Annotated in this window: 19 protein-coding genes; 8 read left to right on the forward strand and 11 right to left on the reverse strand. The window is 69.4% G+C overall.

Annotated features, from left to right (window positions below; genetic code table 11):
• Window positions 1–47: 47 nt before the first annotated feature.
• Window positions 48–1,247: an NAD(P)/FAD-dependent oxidoreductase gene (locus ACFY0T_RS24375; RefSeq protein WP_388874354.1), complete on the forward strand. Its 1,200-nt coding sequence runs from the start codon at window positions 48–50 to the stop codon at window positions 1,245–1,247.
• A gap of 254 nt (window positions 1,248–1,501) precedes the next feature.
• Window positions 1,502–2,398, forward strand: a complete 897-nt coding sequence (locus ACFY0T_RS24380) for an RNA polymerase sigma-70 factor (protein WP_388874210.1) — start codon at window positions 1,502–1,504, stop codon at window positions 2,396–2,398.
• A 146-nt stretch (window positions 2,399–2,544) separates the two neighbouring features.
• On the opposite strand, the gene ACFY0T_RS24385 is transcribed toward ACFY0T_RS24380, so the two are convergent.
• The gene (locus ACFY0T_RS24385) at window positions 2,545–3,012 is read right to left on the reverse strand and encodes a hypothetical protein (protein ID WP_388874213.1); all 468 of its coding nucleotides are present in this window, start codon (window positions 3,010–3,012) and stop codon (window positions 2,545–2,547) included.
• A 275-nt stretch (window positions 3,013–3,287) separates the two neighbouring features.
• Here ACFY0T_RS24385 and ACFY0T_RS24390 point away from each other — a divergent pair, with 275 nt between their 5' ends.
• From ACFY0T_RS24390 to ACFY0T_RS24400, 3 genes are all read left to right on the forward strand, one after another.
• The gene (locus ACFY0T_RS24390) at window positions 3,288–3,659 is read left to right on the forward strand and encodes a hypothetical protein (protein ID WP_388874214.1); all 372 of its coding nucleotides are present in this window, start codon (window positions 3,288–3,290) and stop codon (window positions 3,657–3,659) included.
• Window positions 3,660–3,990: 331 nt separating this feature from the next.
• The gene (locus ACFY0T_RS24395) at window positions 3,991–4,191 is read left to right on the forward strand and encodes a hypothetical protein (RefSeq protein WP_388874217.1); all 201 of its coding nucleotides are present in this window, start codon (window positions 3,991–3,993) and stop codon (window positions 4,189–4,191) included.
• A 172-nt stretch (window positions 4,192–4,363) separates the two neighbouring features.
• Window positions 4,364–4,768, forward strand: a complete 405-nt coding sequence (locus ACFY0T_RS24400) for a hypothetical protein (protein WP_388874220.1) — start codon at window positions 4,364–4,366, stop codon at window positions 4,766–4,768.
• Between the two features lie 59 nt (window positions 4,769–4,827).
• On the opposite strand, the gene argS is transcribed toward ACFY0T_RS24400, so the two are convergent.
• From argS to ACFY0T_RS24415, 3 genes are all read right to left on the reverse strand, one after another.
• A complete protein-coding gene (gene argS, locus ACFY0T_RS24405) occupies window positions 4,828–6,489 on the reverse strand; it encodes an arginine--tRNA ligase (RefSeq protein WP_388874223.1) in 1,662 nt (553 codons plus the stop codon).
• Window positions 6,490–6,530: 41 nt separating this feature from the next.
• Window positions 6,531–6,737: a hypothetical protein gene (locus ACFY0T_RS24410; RefSeq protein WP_388874226.1), complete on the reverse strand. Its 207-nt coding sequence runs from the start codon at window positions 6,735–6,737 to the stop codon at window positions 6,531–6,533.
• Window positions 6,738–7,170: 433 nt separating this feature from the next.
• The gene (locus ACFY0T_RS24415; protein WP_388874228.1) at window positions 7,171–7,602 is read right to left on the reverse strand and encodes a cupin domain-containing protein; all 432 of its coding nucleotides are present in this window, start codon (window positions 7,600–7,602) and stop codon (window positions 7,171–7,173) included.
• A 153-nt stretch (window positions 7,603–7,755) separates the two neighbouring features.
• Between ACFY0T_RS24415 and nsrR the strand changes: the two genes are divergently transcribed.
• Together nsrR and ACFY0T_RS24425 are read left to right on the forward strand one after the other, a co-directional pair.
• Window positions 7,756–8,199, forward strand: coding sequence for a nitric oxide-sensing transcriptional repressor NsrR (gene nsrR, locus ACFY0T_RS24420; RefSeq protein WP_388874231.1), 444 nt, complete (start codon window positions 7,756–7,758; stop codon window positions 8,197–8,199).
• A gap of 70 nt (window positions 8,200–8,269) precedes the next feature.
• Window positions 8,270–9,466, forward strand: coding sequence for a globin domain-containing protein (locus ACFY0T_RS24425; RefSeq protein WP_388874233.1), 1,197 nt, complete (start codon window positions 8,270–8,272; stop codon window positions 9,464–9,466).
• 89 nt (window positions 9,467–9,555) lie between these two features.
• Here the strand turns inward: ACFY0T_RS24425 and ACFY0T_RS24430 are convergent, their stop codons facing one another.
• The 6 genes from ACFY0T_RS24430 to ACFY0T_RS24455 all read right to left on the reverse strand — a co-directional run bounded on the left by ACFY0T_RS24430 (window position 9,556) and on the right by ACFY0T_RS24455 (window position 13,532).
• A complete protein-coding gene (locus tag ACFY0T_RS24430; protein WP_388874236.1) occupies window positions 9,556–9,855 on the reverse strand; it encodes a GNAT family N-acetyltransferase in 300 nt (99 codons plus the stop codon).
• Window positions 9,801–10,025, reverse strand: a complete 225-nt coding sequence (locus ACFY0T_RS24435) for a hypothetical protein (RefSeq protein ID WP_388874374.1) — start codon at window positions 10,023–10,025, stop codon at window positions 9,801–9,803. The genes ACFY0T_RS24430 and ACFY0T_RS24435 overlap by 55 nt, the downstream gene beginning before the upstream one ends.
• A 204-nt stretch (window positions 10,026–10,229) precedes the next feature.
• Window positions 10,230–10,700: an ATP-binding protein gene (locus ACFY0T_RS24440; protein ID WP_388874239.1), complete on the reverse strand. Its 471-nt coding sequence runs from the start codon at window positions 10,698–10,700 to the stop codon at window positions 10,230–10,232.
• Between the two features lie 44 nt (window positions 10,701–10,744).
• Window positions 10,745–12,073, reverse strand: coding sequence for an IS110 family transposase (locus ACFY0T_RS24445; protein WP_388874242.1), 1,329 nt, complete (start codon window positions 12,071–12,073; stop codon window positions 10,745–10,747).
• Window positions 12,074–12,307: 234 nt separating this feature from the next.
• On the reverse strand, window positions 12,308–13,207 hold the full coding sequence (locus ACFY0T_RS24450; protein ID WP_388874245.1) for a transposase: 900 nt from the start codon (window positions 13,205–13,207) through the stop codon (window positions 12,308–12,310).
• A gap of 82 nt (window positions 13,208–13,289) precedes the next feature.
• Complete coding sequence (locus ACFY0T_RS24455) at window positions 13,290–13,532, reverse strand: transposase (RefSeq protein WP_388874248.1); 243 nt, start codon at window positions 13,530–13,532, stop codon at window positions 13,290–13,292.
• Between the two features lie 169 nt (window positions 13,533–13,701).
• Between ACFY0T_RS24455 and ACFY0T_RS24460 the strand changes: the two genes are divergently transcribed.
• Window positions 13,702–14,388: a hypothetical protein gene (locus tag ACFY0T_RS24460; protein WP_388874251.1), complete on the forward strand. Its 687-nt coding sequence runs from the start codon at window positions 13,702–13,704 to the stop codon at window positions 14,386–14,388.
• Between the two features lie 12 nt (window positions 14,389–14,400).
• Here the strand turns inward: ACFY0T_RS24460 and ACFY0T_RS24465 are convergent, their stop codons facing one another.
• The gene (locus ACFY0T_RS24465; protein ID WP_388874254.1) at window positions 14,401–15,327 is read right to left on the reverse strand and encodes a hypothetical protein; all 927 of its coding nucleotides are present in this window, start codon (window positions 15,325–15,327) and stop codon (window positions 14,401–14,403) included.
• Window positions 15,328–15,389: the final 62 nt, after the last annotated feature.

Here is a 15,389-nt window from a genome sequence, read left to right on the forward strand (position 1 = left end):
GGGCGGCTGGTGTCTCCATGCCGAGTCCATAACGCAAGGGAGACATGATGAACGGGAACGTCGAGGTAGTCGTGATCGGCGGCGGGTACGGGGGCGTGACGGCGGCCAATAGCCTGGCTCGGCGCGATGGCGTGTCGGTGACCCTGGTCAATCCGCGTCCCAACTTTGTCGAGCGGATCCGCCTGCACCAGCTCGTGACCGGCTCCGATGACGCGGTCGAGGGCTTCGGTGAGGTTCTGGGCGGGAACGTCCGGCTGGTGGTCGACACCGCGACCCGGATCGACGCTGCCGCCCGCCAGGTGTCGCTGGCGGGCGGTGGCACGGTCTCATACGACTACCTCGTCTACGCGGTGGGCAGCGGCGCCGCCGATCCCGGCGTGCCCGGAGCGGCGGAGTTCGCTCATTGGGTGTCGGACCTCGAGGGGGCGGAACGACTGCGGTCAGCGCTGGCCGCGACGCCCGCGTCGGCTCCGGTGACCGTGGTCGGGGCCGGCCCGACCGGCCTGGAGACCGCTGCCGAGCTGGCGGAAGCGGGTCACAAGGTCACCCTGGTCTGCGGCGACGTGCTCGGCCCCTCCCTGCATGCCCGGGTCCGCCGCCCGGTCGCCCGCCGGCTCGCCAAGCTGGGTGTGACCGTCCTCGAAGGTCCCCGCACGCGGGTGACGGAAGTGACACAGGACGCCGTACAGCTCGACGACGGCCGCGAGCTGCCCAGCGCGGTGACGATCTGGACCGCGGGATTCCGTGTCCCGGACCTGGCCGCCCGCAGCGGGCTGCGCACCGACGCCGAAGGCCGTCTGGTCACCGACGCGACGCTGACCAGTGTGGACGACGTGCGCATCGTCGCCGCTGGGGACGCGGCGGTGATGACGGACCAGCCGTTCCGGATGAGCTGCCAGGCCGCCGTGCAGCTGGGCCCGGCGGCCGCCGACACGATCCTGCGCCGGATCGCGGGGAAAACACCCGCTCCCGTCCGGATGTTCTTCGCCGGGCAGTGCCTCAGCCTCGGCCGAAACGAGGGCGTCACCCAGTTCTCCTACCCGAACGACAAGGTGAACGCGCTCCGCATCAGCGGGCGGCCCGGTGCCGGCGTCAAGGAGATCGCCTGCCGGTTCACCCTCAATAAGTTGGTGTCCGGGGCACGCAAGGCCAGTTCCCGCGGATCCCACGGCGACAGCACCGACCGCCTGGAAACGCCTCAGCCGGAACACCCCACGACGCCGCCCGACACCCGGCGCGCGGCCTAGCCGCCAAGTCCCCTTCTTGGGCCGGACCGACCGGTCCGGCCCAAGAAGGACTGAGCCGGAGTGACAAGCACCCAACGCCGCGGCCTCGTATGCCATGGCCGGGCGCCGGGGCGCCATCCCACCAGCCCCCCACCCCACGTGGCCTGATCAGTGGGGAGGTTGCTGCCGACAACCCCGTCATCGGACCGGGTACATGTTCTTTACGGCCTGCTTCCGGCACATGGGGCCAACCACGAGAAAGTGAAGCGCACGACATGAACGACCACGTCACCGACCCCGCGACCGAGGCCTTCGTCGCCCACCGCGACCTGCTGTTCACCGTCGCGTACGAGATGCTCGGATCGGCGGCGGACGCCGAGGACGTCCTCCAGGAGGCCTGGCTGCGGTGGGTCAAGGTCGACCTGGAGCAGGTGCAGGACCAGCGCGCCTACCTGGTACGGATCACGACCCGGCAAGCACTCAACCGGCTACGCACCCTCAAACGGCGCAAGGAGGCCTACGTCGGCTCCTGGCTGCCCGAGCCCCTGCTCACCGCGCCGGACGTGGCCGAGGACGTCGAACTGTCCGAGAACCTGTCGCTGGCACTCATGTTCATCCTCGAAACCCTCTCACCGACCGAACGCGCCGTCTTCGTGCTGCGCGAGGTCTTCGACATCGGCTACGACGACATCGCGGCCGCGATCGACAAGAGCCCCGCCGCCACACGCCAGATCGCCTACCGCGCCCGCCAACACGTCGACGCCCGCCGGCCGCGCACACCGGCTTCCCCAGAAGAAACCCGGGCAGCGTTGAATTCGTTCCAGTCCGCGCTCGTGACCGGGGACCTGCAGGGGCTGCTCGACGTACTCGCCCCGGACGTTGTTTTCGTCAGCGACGGCGGCGGCCTCAAGCTGGCGGCCTTGCGGCCGGTCGTCGGCGCCGACAAGGTGCTCCGTTACATGGCCGGCAGTGTCGACAAGGCCGGCGGCACCTTCACCAGTGAGCCCACGACGGTCAACGGCAACCCCGGACTCATCCTGCGCGTGGACGGCGTGATCGACGGCGTGCTGGCCTTCCGCGTGGAGAACGCCCGCGTCACCGGCCTCTACTACGTCCGCAACCCCGAAAAGCTCACCCGCGTTGAGTCCGAAACCCCCCTCACCTCCCGCTGACCCCCGCCGCGACACGGCCGACCGAGGTGCGCGGTAGCGCAGGCGTCGCGGAACAAGCCGCTGACCGCCGCCGAGAAGGCCAGTGAGCGCTTGGACTGGCCAACTGAGTGATCGTTGGAACCAGCCACTTGGGAATCCCGGGCAGGTCAGAAAGAGAAGTGCTTGGCCACTGCCCAGCCCCGTTCCGCGGATCTGCCGTAGAAGGACCGTAGGTCCTCGTGGTACTGAGCCAGGCGCTCCCGCAGCTCCTCATCCGGCTCTGACGAGGGCAGTTGCCGCCACTCCTGCCACTGGTCGGGGAACGACACCCTCTCCAGGTACGCCGCCGTGCGCGCCACGTCCGGTGGGTCGAGCGCCACATGGCCCGGGCCGCCGCCAGGTTCCGGTATGTGCCGGCCACCGAAGACGGGGAGCTCTCGGTCACCACCCGGCTCCGACCGGGGCCAGTAAAGCTCGTTGAGCTGGAAGAAGCCGCTCTCCAGCCATACTGCCTCACCTGCCCGGACCCGCCGGCGCAGCTCGTCGAACTCCACGTCGAATAGGGCCTCAAAGCCCTCCGCGTTCTCAGGCAGCTCGGAGGATTCGAGTCCTTGGAAGTAGATCCACATACTCACGCCCGGCACGCTACCCGGCACCACCGACGCCAGCCCCGCCAACGCACGGTTTGCCGACTGAAGTGCTCACTCACTCACACCGCCGTAGGGCGCGACGTGACCAGCACCGTTGGCGGGACTATGAAGGATGTCGTTGGACCGGAACCCCACCCCCACCGCTCCGAAGCCGAAGCCGTGATCCACCACACCGTGAGCGACCTGATGAGCCGCAGGCTCATCCACGCATCGACTCCCCACTGGCGTGATGCATAAGCCCGGCCCGGTCCCGGCAGTTGATGTCCACTCCGGGGTGGGCGGCCAGCCATGCGACCGGACGCCGCGTCAACGAGGTGCTTCAGGTGCGCTACGAGTGCATCTCCCGGCTGAACGGGCTGGCGCTGTTTTGGCACGACCAGACCAAGGTCGGCAACTACGATCAGGCCATCCGCATCCCCGACCGGCTCTCCGCCCGCATCGAGCAACGCCAGGCCAAGACTCGTACCCGCTTCGCCGGGCGCTACGGCCGCCCCCCAACCGCCCAGGAGCGCCGCCGGCTGGTGCTGTTCCCCAGCCGGATGCGCAACCCGGGCCGGCACACGGGCGTCAGCTACGAGTGGTTCGCGGATTCCTTCCGGGAGTGGATGGAAACGCTGCAGGTCGGACCGTAGTGCTGCACCAGGCCCGCCACACGCTGGCGACGAACCTGTTGAAGAACGGTGCCGACCTGGTGCACGTCAAGCGCTACCTGGGCCAGCTCTCCCGCGAGATGGCCGAGCACCACGTCCACCTGGCACACAACAACCCCAGACTGAATGCGGCTCTGGAGGCGGTATGGGTGGCCGGCCCCGGCTCCGCCGAACCCGGACTCCTGCTTTCCGGCGGCGAGCCCATGCCCCGTGTCCGGCGCCGACCTCGTCTACTGGCACCGCAAGCGCGAGCAGTGGCGCCTGCTAGCCGAGCGCGCCCCCGAACAGCACGACCGCCGACTAGCTGCACCAGGTGGTCGAGCCGACCGCCCGGGCGGTCGACGGCTTTGAGAAGGCCCTCGCGGCGGTCGGCCTGCTGGAGGAGGCCCGAGCCTTGGACCTGCGCCGGCCGCAGGACTTCTTCGGCCGCGTGTGGAGCTCTGCCTTTCGCGCTGCGGAGCTGGCCCAAAGCCAGGACGACCCGGAAGAGCCCGAGGAGCCAGAGGAAACATGACCACGGCCGCCGCCCTCGCCGCCCGCCAGGAGCAGACTCGGCACAAACTCGTCCAGGTCGAGGCCGCCATCGCGCAGCTGCGCCGAGAGCGCGGCCGACACGCCGCGCCATCGCTGCCCGGGCTGGTGTCTTCGCCACCTTCCTGTACGAGAACTCGAAGGCGCGCACCTGCATGCAGGCCGCCATCGCGGACAGCAGGAGCCGCCACGACCAATCCGCCGTTGAGACGCACGAACGGATCGAGGCGGCCTGGCGGGAACGCGCGTTGAACGCCGAGGCCGAACTCGCCCGCGCCCAGAAGGAGATCTTCACCGAGCGCCAGCGGATCGGCGAGTTGATGGGATGCCTGCGGGACTTCGGCCAAACGGTGCCCGGCGAGTCCGTCCAGGCCCTGGTGAGCGAGAACACCAACCTTGAGCACCGAGTCCAGCAACTCACCCGCGAGCACCGGCTCCCGCAAGAACGCGTCGAAGGCTCCCGCAGCAACCTCCGGTTCGCCGACAAGCGAATCGCCGACCTGGAAGCTCAGCTCCTGGAACTGCGGCCGCCCGCCTCCGACACCACTGGCCAGCCGTAGCGGGCGCGCGCCCGCAGGAGGTGACTGAGCGCGCTACTGGGTGGTCAGCGGTCGTCCGCTCACATCCGTTCCGGTGCCGAGACCCCGAGCAACTGCAGCCCGTTGCGCAGCACCAGCCTGCTGGCGTCCGTCAGCCACAGCCGGGCCCGGGTGCGGTCGTCCGGGGCCTCGCCGGCCCGCGGCAGGACCCGGCAGGCGTCGTAGAAGCGGTGGTACGTGCCGGCCAGCTGCTCCAGGTAGTGCGCCACCCGGTGCGGCTCGCGCAGCGTGGCCGCGGTGGCCACGACCTGTGGGAACTCGGTCAGCATGCCCAGCAGGTCGGCCTCCCGCTCGTGGGAGAGCAGAGAGGGGTCGAAGTCCTCCGGCGCGCCCTTCCCGATCCCGGCTTCCTCCGCCCTGCGCTGTACGGCGCACGGCCGCGTGTGCGCGTACTGGACGTAGTAGACGGGGTTGTCGTTCGACTGCCGGGTGAGCAGGTCGATGTCGAGGTCGATCATTGCGTCCACGCTGGCCCGCACGAGCGCGTACCGCGCGGCGTCCACGCCGACCGCCTCGACCAGGTCGTCGAGGGTGACGACCGTGCCCGCCCGCTTGCTCATCCGGACCGGCTCCCCGTCCTGGACCAGGTTGACCAGCTGGCCGATCAGGATCTCCAGGTGCGTGTCCGGGTCGTCACCGAAGCAGGCCGCCATGGCTCGCATCCGGCCCACATAGCCCGCGTGGTCGGCGCCGAGCATGATGACGACCCGCTCGAAGCCCCGGGACCGCTTGTTGAGGTAGTACGCGCAGTCCGCGGTGAAGTACGTCCAGGACCCGTCGCTCTTCACCAGGACCCGGTCCTTGTCGTCACCGAAGTCCGTGGTGCGCAGCCACACCGCGCCCTCGTCCTCGAAGACGTGACCGCCCTCCCGCAGGCGGGCGACAGCGGCGGCCAGGTCCCCCTGGTCGTGCAGGTCCTTCTCGTTGAAGTAGACGTCGAAGCGGGTACCGAACGCGGCGAGCGATGTCTTGATCTCGTCGAACATCAGCGCCGTGCCCTCAGTCCGGAAGACTGCGAGGGCCTCGGACTCCGGCAGTTCCAGGGCCCCGGGCTGCCGACGCAGCACCGCGGCGGCGATCTCCTCGATGTAAGCGCCGCTGTATCCGTCCTCGGGCACCGGCGAGCCCTGCGCCGCGGCGAGCAGCGAGCGGGCGAACCGGTCGATCTGCACGCCGGCATCGTTGAAGTAGTACTCCCGCGATACGTCTGCGCCCGCTGCCTCGAGCAGCCGGGCGAGCACGTCGCCCACGACCGCCCACCGGGCCCCTCCGATGTGCACCGGCCCGGTGGGGTTCGCCGAGACGAACTCCAAATTGAGCCGAAGGCCGCCGAGCCGGTCCGTACGGCCATAGGCGTCACTGGCCAGGACGATGTCGCGCGCCAGGGCGCCGATCGCCGCGCTCTCCAGCGTGATGTTCAGGAACCCAGGGCCCGCGACCTCGGCCTTCGCAACTCCGGCGGCCGCGCCCACCAGCGGGGCCAGCACCTCGGCGATGGCGCAGGCGGGCAGACCCGCGGACTTGGCGAGTTGCATGGCGACGTTGGTCGAGTAGTCGCCATGGCGGCGGTGGCGGGGGCGCTCCACGCGGATCTCCTCGGGCACCTCTGCTGAGATGCTTCCGGACTGGATGGCCGTGTGTACGCCGTCGGAGATGACGGCCGCGAGATCTGCTGGAGTCACGGCGGCGACGCTACCGGGGCGGACGCGATCGCAGACACCGATTATTCAGGTGGAGCCCAGCCTCCTCGAACCGCTCCGTGGCTCATCGCGATCCCCTCCTCGGTGCGGGCGGTAGCCCCGGTGGGCAGCGGGATCAGCCGCCCCGGGCGCAGGCGGCGGCGCTGCATGCGGCGGCGTCGCCAGATGGTGGCGGTGACTCCGGTGGCGAGCAGGGCGGAGCCGAGGCCGGCACACACCGGCTGCGGCACGCCGGGTGCGCTGCCGCGCTCGTGACCGCTGGCAGATGCGGATCCGTCGACATGGGCCGTTGGCGAAGAGGCTGCGGTGGGCGGCAAAGCGGATCTGCCTGCGGCAGGAGCAAGCGACTTGAGGGCCGGGTGGCCGACGGCCCCGGCTGTGCCGTGGAGTCCTGGTCTCCGCAGGGGTCTCCACCGCTGACAGCCGCGCCCCGTTCGCCGTCTGGGCACGTCACGGACGCGTACGTGACGTGCCGGCTACGGTCGCCCCCGAAGCGTACGGATCCAAGGTCGGTAAAGAACGGGATTCCACGTTGAGTCGGCCAAAGACTCCCAAAGCCGCCGAAGTGCCCGACTTCTTCGACTTCTTCGACGACATCAGGGCACTCCGAGCCGTTCACCATCGTTGTCGGTCTCGTTACCCCGCTACGGGGGCTGGCCCGGTTCAGGGCTGGCGCCGGCCGGGGGCGGGATCCCGGCTTCCGACGGGCTGGATCTGCATGCCGGGCCGGCGCTGGTGGACAGTCAGGTACGACATGCCCCGCTCGCCCGCGACGAGGGCGCGGGTGGAGCCGTGCGGCAGCCAGGTGAGGGTGCCTGCGCTCAGGGGGAGTGGTCCGTCGGAGGTGACCAGGATGCCGTCTCCGGTGACGACCAGCAGGAGGACGTCGAGGTCCGGTTCGGTATGGGTGTCGACGCGCCGCTCGGGCGGGATGCGGACGACATTGGCGTCGAGTTGCCGACCGGGTTCGGCCAGCCGCCACACCGCACCGGCTGATGCCCAGTCCAGCGCCTCCAGCGTTTGGGTGTCGAACAGAGCCCGGGGGACCGGCGCGCCGCCGTCCGGAGCCGGACAGCCGCTGTCTTCCACATTCATCAGGTGCCACCGTCCGATGTGCGTCGTCCACCGCTGGAGGGCGGGATTTTCGGGGGAGCCAACGCCGTATCCGGCACGTCCGTGACGCATTCCACTCGGCCACAGGCGTCCCTTAAATAGGAATCTAACATGCGTATTTGATAGCGTTCGGCTGTGCGATTGACCAAGTTCACCGACCTGGCGCTGCGTTCCGTGATGCGCCTGGCGGTTTCTGCCGACGGCGACGCTTTGACCACGCGCGAGGTGGCCGAGGCCATGGATGTGCGGTACGCGCACGTGGCCAAGGCGATCACGCGCCTCCAGCACCTGGGAGTGGTGGAGGCCCGGCGAGGCCGCGGCGGCGGACTGGCCCTGACCGACCTCGGTCGGCGGGCCTCGGTGGGCTGGCTGGTGCGGGAGCTCGAGGGTGAGGGCGAGGTCGTCGATTGCGAGGGTGACCCGCCGTGTCCCCTGCGAGGAGCCTGCCGCCTGCGGCGGGCACTGCGCGACGCCCAAGAGGCGTTCTACGCCTCCCTCGACCCGCTGACCGTCTCCGACCTGGTGGCCTCGCCCACCGGACCTGTGCTGGTCGGACTCGTCGGGCGCCCTCCGGAGTAAGCCACCCGCACCCCGGCGTGCGCCGGCTCGCACTTAAATGCGCAAATCATCTACCAATTAAGGAGGCGTTGTGCTCTCCGAGCAGTCCACCCCCGTCATTCGGACCACCCTTCCGGTGGTCGGCGCCGCCATCGGCGACATCGCCGAGCTCTTCTACCACAAGCTGTTCGACGCTCACCCAGAGCTGCTGCGCGACCTGTTCAACCGCGGCAACCAGGCCAACGGAGAGCAGCAGAAGGCACTCGCCGGGTCCATCGCGGCGTTCGCGGGACTGCTGCTGGAGAAGCCGGACGCCCGCCCTGACGCGATGCTGGCGAGGATCGCGCACAAGCACGCCTCCCTCGGCATCACCTCCGACCAGTACAAGATCGTCCACCGCCACCTCTTCGCGGCGATAGCCGAGGTGCTCGGCGAAGCGGTCACCCCCGAGGTCGCCGCGGCCTGGGACGAGGTCTACTGGCTGATGGCCAACGCCCTGATCGCCATCGAGGCGCGCCTCTACCAGGAGGCGGGCGCCGCGGAGGGCGACGTCTGGCAGCGCATGGAGATCGTGGAACGGCGCCAGGAGACGCCCGACGTCGTCTCGTTCCTCCTGCGGCGCGCTGACGGCCGCCCGGCCGCGTCCTTCCGGCCGGGGCAGTACGTCAGCGTCCAGGTGGATCTGCCCGACGGCGCCCGACAGATACGCCAGTACAGCCTCTCGGCCGCCCCCGACCAGCCGCACTGGCGGATCAGCGTCAAGCGCGTCCGCGACGCGGCGAAGCCGGACGGCGAAGTCTCGTCGTGGCTCCACGAGCACGCGCGGTCGGGCGACGAGCTCACCGTGTCCGCGCCGTTCGGCGACCTGGTCCTGCCGGAGAGCAACGGCCCGCTGCTGCTGGCGTCCGCGGGGATCGGCAACACACCCATGCTGGCCATGCTCGACCACCTCGCCTCCACTGGCTCGGGTCGCCCCATCGTCGCGGTCCACGCCGACCGCTCGCCGGCCGACCATGCGCACCGCGATGAGCAGCTCGGGCTGGTGCGGGCGCTGCCGGCCGCGCGGTTCCACCTGTGGTACGAGGTGCCCGGCGACCAGGTGCCGGAGGCGGAGACCGGTCAGGCGAACGTGGGCGGCCTGGAACTCCCGGCGGGGCTGACCGCCTACCTGTGCGGTCCGCTGCCCTTTATGCGCGCGGTCCGTGGCGACCTGTTGCGCTGCGGCGTGCCCGCGGAAGCGATCCACTACGAGGTCTTCGGCCCCGACCTCTGGCTGGGACACCCGTAGGGCCGCATCCGCGGAGAGGGCCTGAAGGGCGCGCGACGTAGGCACTGAGGGGAAGGGAGTGAGGGGGCGCGCCCGAAGGTGTCGATGTCTTAGGACGTCGGCACCCAGTAGCGGCGCTTGTCACCGACCCTGTCGTTGAACCGGCCCCCGTTCGCTTCGATCACACACTGGGACGGGGAATTCGTCTCGTCGCAGGTCACGAGGGCCTGCCTGATGTCGAGCGAACGGGCGATCGGCAACGCTGCGGCGAGGGCCGCGGTTGCGTGTCCCTGGCGCCGCGCGCTGGGTCGCACGTCGTAACCGATGTGGCCGCCGGTCTTCTCCAGGGCCGTGGTCAGATGGTGGCGGATGGTCGCCTGCCCAGCATCTGTTGGCCCTCGGCCCACCACAGCGTCGTCATCGGCACGAACCAATCCGCTCGCCCGGCTGTTTCGTCCCGTTCGCTCAGCACGCTTGCCACGTAGGCGGCGAAGGCTGCGGCGTCTGTCAGGGCTGGTGCGTCAACGTCGGTGACAAACCATGGTGTTGGGTAGTCGTGATCTGCGTGGAACTCGCTCAACGCCGCCAGGAAACGACGTCCGCAGGCTGACGGTCGCATCGATCAGCTCAGGCCCCCGTCATGGTGCCCGTCCTGCTTGTCGTGGGCCCGGCCGTTATTCAGCAGACGGCCGGGCCCCGTGCTCGATGGTCAACTTGCCCCGGGGAGTCTCCCGTTGTCCGGGAGTCGGTTTCCCCGGGGTGTCGTCGGATGAATCGAGGCGGTCTAACTGGTGGGAGTCCTGCGGGGTTTGTCGGGGGGAGTCTTGGGGTGCTTGTTCGGCCGGTAGCTGGGGCCGTTCAGGATGACCTGGTGGCTGGCGTTGATCAGCCGGTACAGGAGGGACTCGGCCATGACGGGGTTGAGGTTGCGGGGATACCAGTCGCTGGGCGCCCGGTTGCTGGTGACGATCAGGGACCGGCCCTGCCGTTCAGAGACGAGTTCGTAGAGGTCGTCGGCCTGCGGTGCGATCAGCCGGCGCATGGCGAAGTCGTCGAGAATGAGCAGGTCGGTGCGGCTGAGTTCGCGCATCCGCCGGTCCCAGGTGCGGTCCGCATGGCCGCCGGCCAGCTCGGCCAGGATCTGGCTGGTCTTGGCGAAGCGGACATTCGCTCCCTGCCGGATGGAGAGGTGCCCGAGGGCCTGGGCAATGATGCTGATCGGAAAATCGATCTCCTGGTGGGCAGGCGGCAGCATCCGGGCCGCTTGCGGACCGGATGTCGGGATCGGACGGGGGTCGGTCAGACGGTTGTGGGGGCGAGGGTGACCTGGTGGCCGAGGGCCTGGAGCTGGCGGACGAGGTCACGGGTTCTGCGGGCGGGGTTGAGGCGGCGCTGGTGCCAGTCGGCGCCGAGTTCCTGGTAGGAGGCGTCCGGGTCGTTGATCAGATGCCAGCTGATGACGAGTATCGAGCGGGCGACTGCGACCAGGGCTTTGGCGTGGCCGCGGCGTTTGACGATGCGGCGGTAGCGGGCGCCGAGGAAGGTGTCTGTGCGGGCGGCGGCGTTGGCGGCCTCGCCGAGGGCGCCCTTGAGCCAGGGGTTGCCCTGCCCGGCCGGGCCCGTGGTGTTCTTCGCCCCGGACTGGATCGTCCGCGGGCATAACTTCGCCCAGGACACCAGGTGTTCAGGGGTGGGAAAGCGGCTCATGTCGGTGCCGATCTCGGCGAGAATGATCTGCGCGGAGGCTGGCCCGATACCGGGGACAGCGTCCAGTTTCTCGGCCACGATCCGCGCACTCGCACCAACCGTGGGCCCCGTTCCCGTTCGCGGGCCGTCGTGCGGGGTGGTGATCTCTTGCAGGGTCTGGACGATGAGCCGGTCGAGAGCGTCGATCTGTGCGGTGAGATGGTCAACGGTGCCCAGCAGTACCCGCAGCAGCCGGGCGTGGTGGTCCTCGAACTGCCCGGTCAGAGCCTCCGCGAGGGCGGCCTTCTTCTTGACCAGGTTGCCCTTGGCGAGCTCCGCCAGGGTGCGGGGGTTGCGTTCGCCGGCGACCAGGGCGTCGAGCATGGCCCGGCCCGACATGCCGAACAGGTCCGAGACGACACCGGACAGCTTGATCTGCGCGTCCTGCAGAGCCTTGTCCACCCGGTGCTTGTGCCGGGTGCGTTCCTGGACGAACACGGTGCGGGTGCGGGTGAAGTCCCGCAGCTGCCGCACGGGTTTCGGTGGCACGAACGAGGCGCGGACCATGCCGCGTTCGGCGAGTTTGGCCAGCCAGACCGCGTCCAGCTTGTCGGTCTTCGGCCGGCCGGGGACGTTCTTCACGTCCCGCGCGTTGACCAGCCAGCACTCCAGGCCCCGGGCATCCAGCAGGTAGAAGAACGGGCGCCAGTACGAGCCTGTCGCCTCCATCACCACCCGCTCGACACCCTGGCAGATGAGCGTGTCGCCGAGTTCGAGGATCGCGTTCGTGGTCGAGGCGACGGTCCAGACCTTCTGGACGCGGCGGCCCTCGATGGTGTCGTGCGGGACGCGCAGGCAGACCATTCCGGATGCCTTGGCGATGTCGATCGCCGCGACCCGCGCGACCGTTCCGTCGTCGTGGTCTTCTCTCAACTCCTCCATGATGTGCCCCCTGTTGCAGTCGTGCGGGCGGGGCTGTCCGGGGAGCCTTGAGGGGAACGGAGAAGCTGATCGGCGTGCTCGAGGCGACAGTGTGCGGCCCCTCGGACGGCTCCCTCACCAGACTCCTATGCGGGCTCACAGCCCAAACATCAAGCGGCGTCGGCAGACAGCCCCCTACCGATTTTCACGCCTGCGAGGCGTCACCGCAGGTGAACGGACGACTCCTATGGTCTGTCAAGAGGTGGGAGTGGGGCGGGGAAGGTCCCTCACGAGTCCTCGAGGGACATGATTCTTTAGGTCAGACGCCTGGGGCGTCGACAGAGGCGGCCTTCCCCGCTGTTGTGCATGCTGGTCGTGTGGAAGCACGGGGTCAAGTCGGGGTGATCTGCTGCATGCGGGCGGGGGCGGGGTAGCGTCGGAACCGGGTGCGGCGGACACGTGAGGTTGGGCACGGTCGTCTGGCTGAGGGTCTCCTGCGTCCTGAGGTGGTGCGGTGGACTCGAGCAGACGGAACACTTGTCGCGCGACGGCTCGTTTCAGGCACCGTTTGATGTCGCGGGCGGTTTTGCCCTCGGCTGTGCGGCGGGCCGCATAAGCCCTGGTGGGGGCGTGGTGCTGCAGCCGGGACAGCACGATGGTGTGGAGTGCCCGGTTCAGCTGGCGGTCACCGGAGTGGTTCAGGCGGTGTCGGGTGATCTGACCGGAGCTGGCGGGGATCGGGGCTGCCCCGGCCAGGGACGCAAACGCGGCTTCGCTGCGCAATCGCCTGGGGTGGGACCAGGAGATGATGATCTGTGCAGCGGAGACGACGCCCACGCCGGGTTGTTCCAGCAGCGCCGGCGCCGCGTCCAGCACCAGTTCTTCCAGCTCGGTCTCGAGGTCCGCCGCTTGGGCCTCGAGGAACAGGGCCTGGCGGGCGCTGATGCGCAAGGCCCGGACGGTGGCACGGTGTTCGGCGCTGTGGCTCGGCACGGTGCGAAGCCGTGTGCAGCGTTCCAGTTGTTGGTCGGTGGTCATGCCGCGGAAGTGCTGCCGCAGCTGTTGCGGCGCTCCGACGAGAAGAGCCTTGAGCTGGCAGATCGCCTTCGTGCGTGCGACCACGGTGCCTTGACGGGTGGTCAGCAGTACCCGCATGGCTTCACGGTCGCCGCGGCGGCGGGGCTGGGCCAGATGTTCCCGGGCCAGGGCCTCGCGGCCGGCGCGGACCGCGTCCAGCTCATCGATTTTGGCGCCGTTGCGGCGTGCCGGTCGCTTGGGCCGGTCGATCTCGACCGCGCTCGCCCGCGTCGACCTCGGCCTGACTGACCCGCAGCCGCAGCGCGGTCTTGGTCAGGTCGAAGTCTTTGGCGACCTGGCCGACCGAGCGGTCGCCGCGCCGGCACAGCTCGACGATCTCGGCCTTGAACTCCGGCGTGAACGAACGGCGAGGCCGAGGCTTCTTCTTCCCCGTGCTCTCCATTACGGACATCCTTCCGGGGCAGAACCCCTGATCTCAGGTGTCCGCCAAAGCGGATCAAGCCCAGGCCTTTCGAGTGATCGCGCTGTGTCACCGAGCGGCGCCCGCGGCTTCCCGTGATTCGTATGCGAGGTTGAGGGCCGAGCCGACCGGGAATGGAGGTGCCGACGCCATGACGTCTGCGATGGCCCGTGGCCTTGCCGCGGCAGCGGTGATCGTCGCGCTGGTGGCGACGGCGGCATGTAAGAACGATGAGACTGGCGGTGGATCGACACAGCAGACCGCTCCGCAGCCGACCGGCACCGAGGAGACCGGGTCCCAGGAAACCGGGTCAGGGGAGACGACCCCGGCCGATGCCGGCGCCACGCTGGCCTCGCTGTTCCCGGGCAGCGACTCCGGAGGGGGATCCGCTTCGGCGATCCACGTGCCGACCGCGAAGGTGGGCGAGCCGGCCGGTGGGAAGGTGGACTTCGTCAGCACCACCAATCAGCCCATGACCCTCCAGGACATCGTCGCCACCACGGACACCGGGGAGACATCGATCACCCAGGACGGCTGCTCCGGCGTCGAGGTGCCGCCCGGCGGCAGCTGCCAGGTAGAGCTCGAGCACACCGCATCGGAGCCGGGGCCGTTCACTGGGCAGCTGACCGCCGTGACCTCCGAGGGAAGCACGATCACCGCGACCATCTCGGGGGAGGCGGTCGGTTCCTCGACCACAGGCTCGTACACCCCGGAGTCCACGACCCCGCCCGCGCCTACGACCTCGAACCCCGTGCCCAGCGATTCCGAGACCACGGAGCTGCCGACACCCCTGCCCGATGACACGAACACCGACACACCCGAACCCGACATCTCCTGAGCGCCGCCGTCCTCACGACCGGATCTCCACCCGCAGGGTGTCGTCGTCGGGCAGCACCACCACCATGCGGTCCTTGTAACGCGACGCATATGAGACCAGATAGAAGCGGGTCGGCGACTTCGCGAGCATACGGAAGCCGCGGTACTGGTATCGGTACGGCCCGGTCCCGCTGCCCAGGTCAGTGAACCCGATGCTCTGGGCATGCTGGGAGAGGGGCACACGCGAATGGATCAGCACCTGCGGGCTGTCCAGATAGCCCCCCTCCGCGTTCCTGACGGCGTCGGTGCGACCTGCCTCCGCCGTGTACCACGCCACCTCGAAGAACAGGCTCATCGTCAGCAGCCCGATGAGCAGGGCACCGCTCGCCAGCCACAGCCGGTCGCCGGTGCGGGCCTGCCGGTTCCGCACGCCCCTGCCCTGCCCCAGGCGCAGCTGGACGGCGAAGAAGGCCAGCGTGGCGCCCAGGGCCACCACCAAGGGCGACAGGAACTGACGCCACCAGCCTCCCGGGAGCGAGGACAGCAGCTGGTCCCAGAAGAAGATCGGAAAGCCCAGCAGCACCAGGACCAGGCCGACGGAGAGCAGCCAGCGGATCACCGTACGGCGCCGGGCCGCGTGCTCCGGCACGGCCAGCGCCTGTCCCACCCAGCCGAGCACCAGCAGCACGATCAGCCCGCAGACCAGCAGGAACCACAAAGGGAGGAAGATTGCTTTCGGGCTCTTGGCCACGATGCCCTGGAAGGAGAACTGCAGATCCTGGGAGGGCACGCCAAGGGTGGCGTAGTACGCCTGGGTGTAGGTGCTGCCGAAGTAGTAGAGCAGACCGATGACGACGGTTCCTGGCGCCGCGATGTATGCCGCCTTCTCCAGGAACGCGGACTTCGGTGGGCGTGGAGGCGGAGGCTGTGGGTCGGGCGGCGGCTCCTGCGGGGCGGGCATGGCCCCAGTCTGTTTGCCGGTGACCCGGCCCGCACGCGAGGCGGCTCCGTCCGACTGACCGG

The sequence above is a fragment of the Streptomyces sp. NPDC001530 genome (genome assembly GCF_042894545.1).
Lineage (GTDB): Bacteria > Actinomycetota > Actinomycetes > Streptomycetales > Streptomycetaceae > Streptomyces.

Coding starts and splice junctions, on each gene's coding strand:
- ACFY0T_RS24375 (WP_388874354.1), top strand. CDS start 48: ATGAACGGGAACGTCGAGGTAGTCGTGATCGGCGGCGGGTACGGGGGC.
- ACFY0T_RS24380 (WP_388874210.1), top strand. CDS start 1,502: ATGAACGACCACGTCACCGACCCCGCGACCGAGGCCTTCGTCGCCCAC.
- ACFY0T_RS24390 (WP_388874214.1), top strand. CDS start 3,288: ATGTCCACTCCGGGGTGGGCGGCCAGCCATGCGACCGGACGCCGCGTC.
- ACFY0T_RS24400 (WP_388874220.1), top strand. CDS start 4,364: ATGCAGGCCGCCATCGCGGACAGCAGGAGCCGCCACGACCAATCCGCC.
- ACFY0T_RS24415 (WP_388874228.1), bottom strand. CDS start 7,602: ATGAATGTGGAAGACAGCGGCTGTCCGGCTCCGGACGGCGGCGCGCCG.
- ACFY0T_RS24440 (WP_388874239.1), bottom strand. CDS start 10,700: ATGCTGCCGCCTGCCCACCAGGAGATCGATTTTCCGATCAGCATCATT.
- ACFY0T_RS24445 (WP_388874242.1), bottom strand. CDS start 12,073: ATGGAGGAGTTGAGAGAAGACCACGACGACGGAACGGTCGCGCGGGTC.
- ACFY0T_RS24450 (WP_388874245.1), bottom strand. CDS start 13,207: ATGCGGGTACTGCTGACCACCCGTCAAGGCACCGTGGTCGCACGCACG.
- ACFY0T_RS24455 (WP_388874248.1), bottom strand. CDS start 13,532: ATGGAGAGCACGGGGAAGAAGAAGCCTCGGCCTCGCCGTTCGTTCACG.
- ACFY0T_RS24460 (WP_388874251.1), top strand. CDS start 13,702: ATGACGTCTGCGATGGCCCGTGGCCTTGCCGCGGCAGCGGTGATCGTC.
- ACFY0T_RS24465 (WP_388874254.1), bottom strand. CDS start 15,327: ATGCCCGCCCCGCAGGAGCCGCCGCCCGACCCACAGCCTCCGCCTCCA.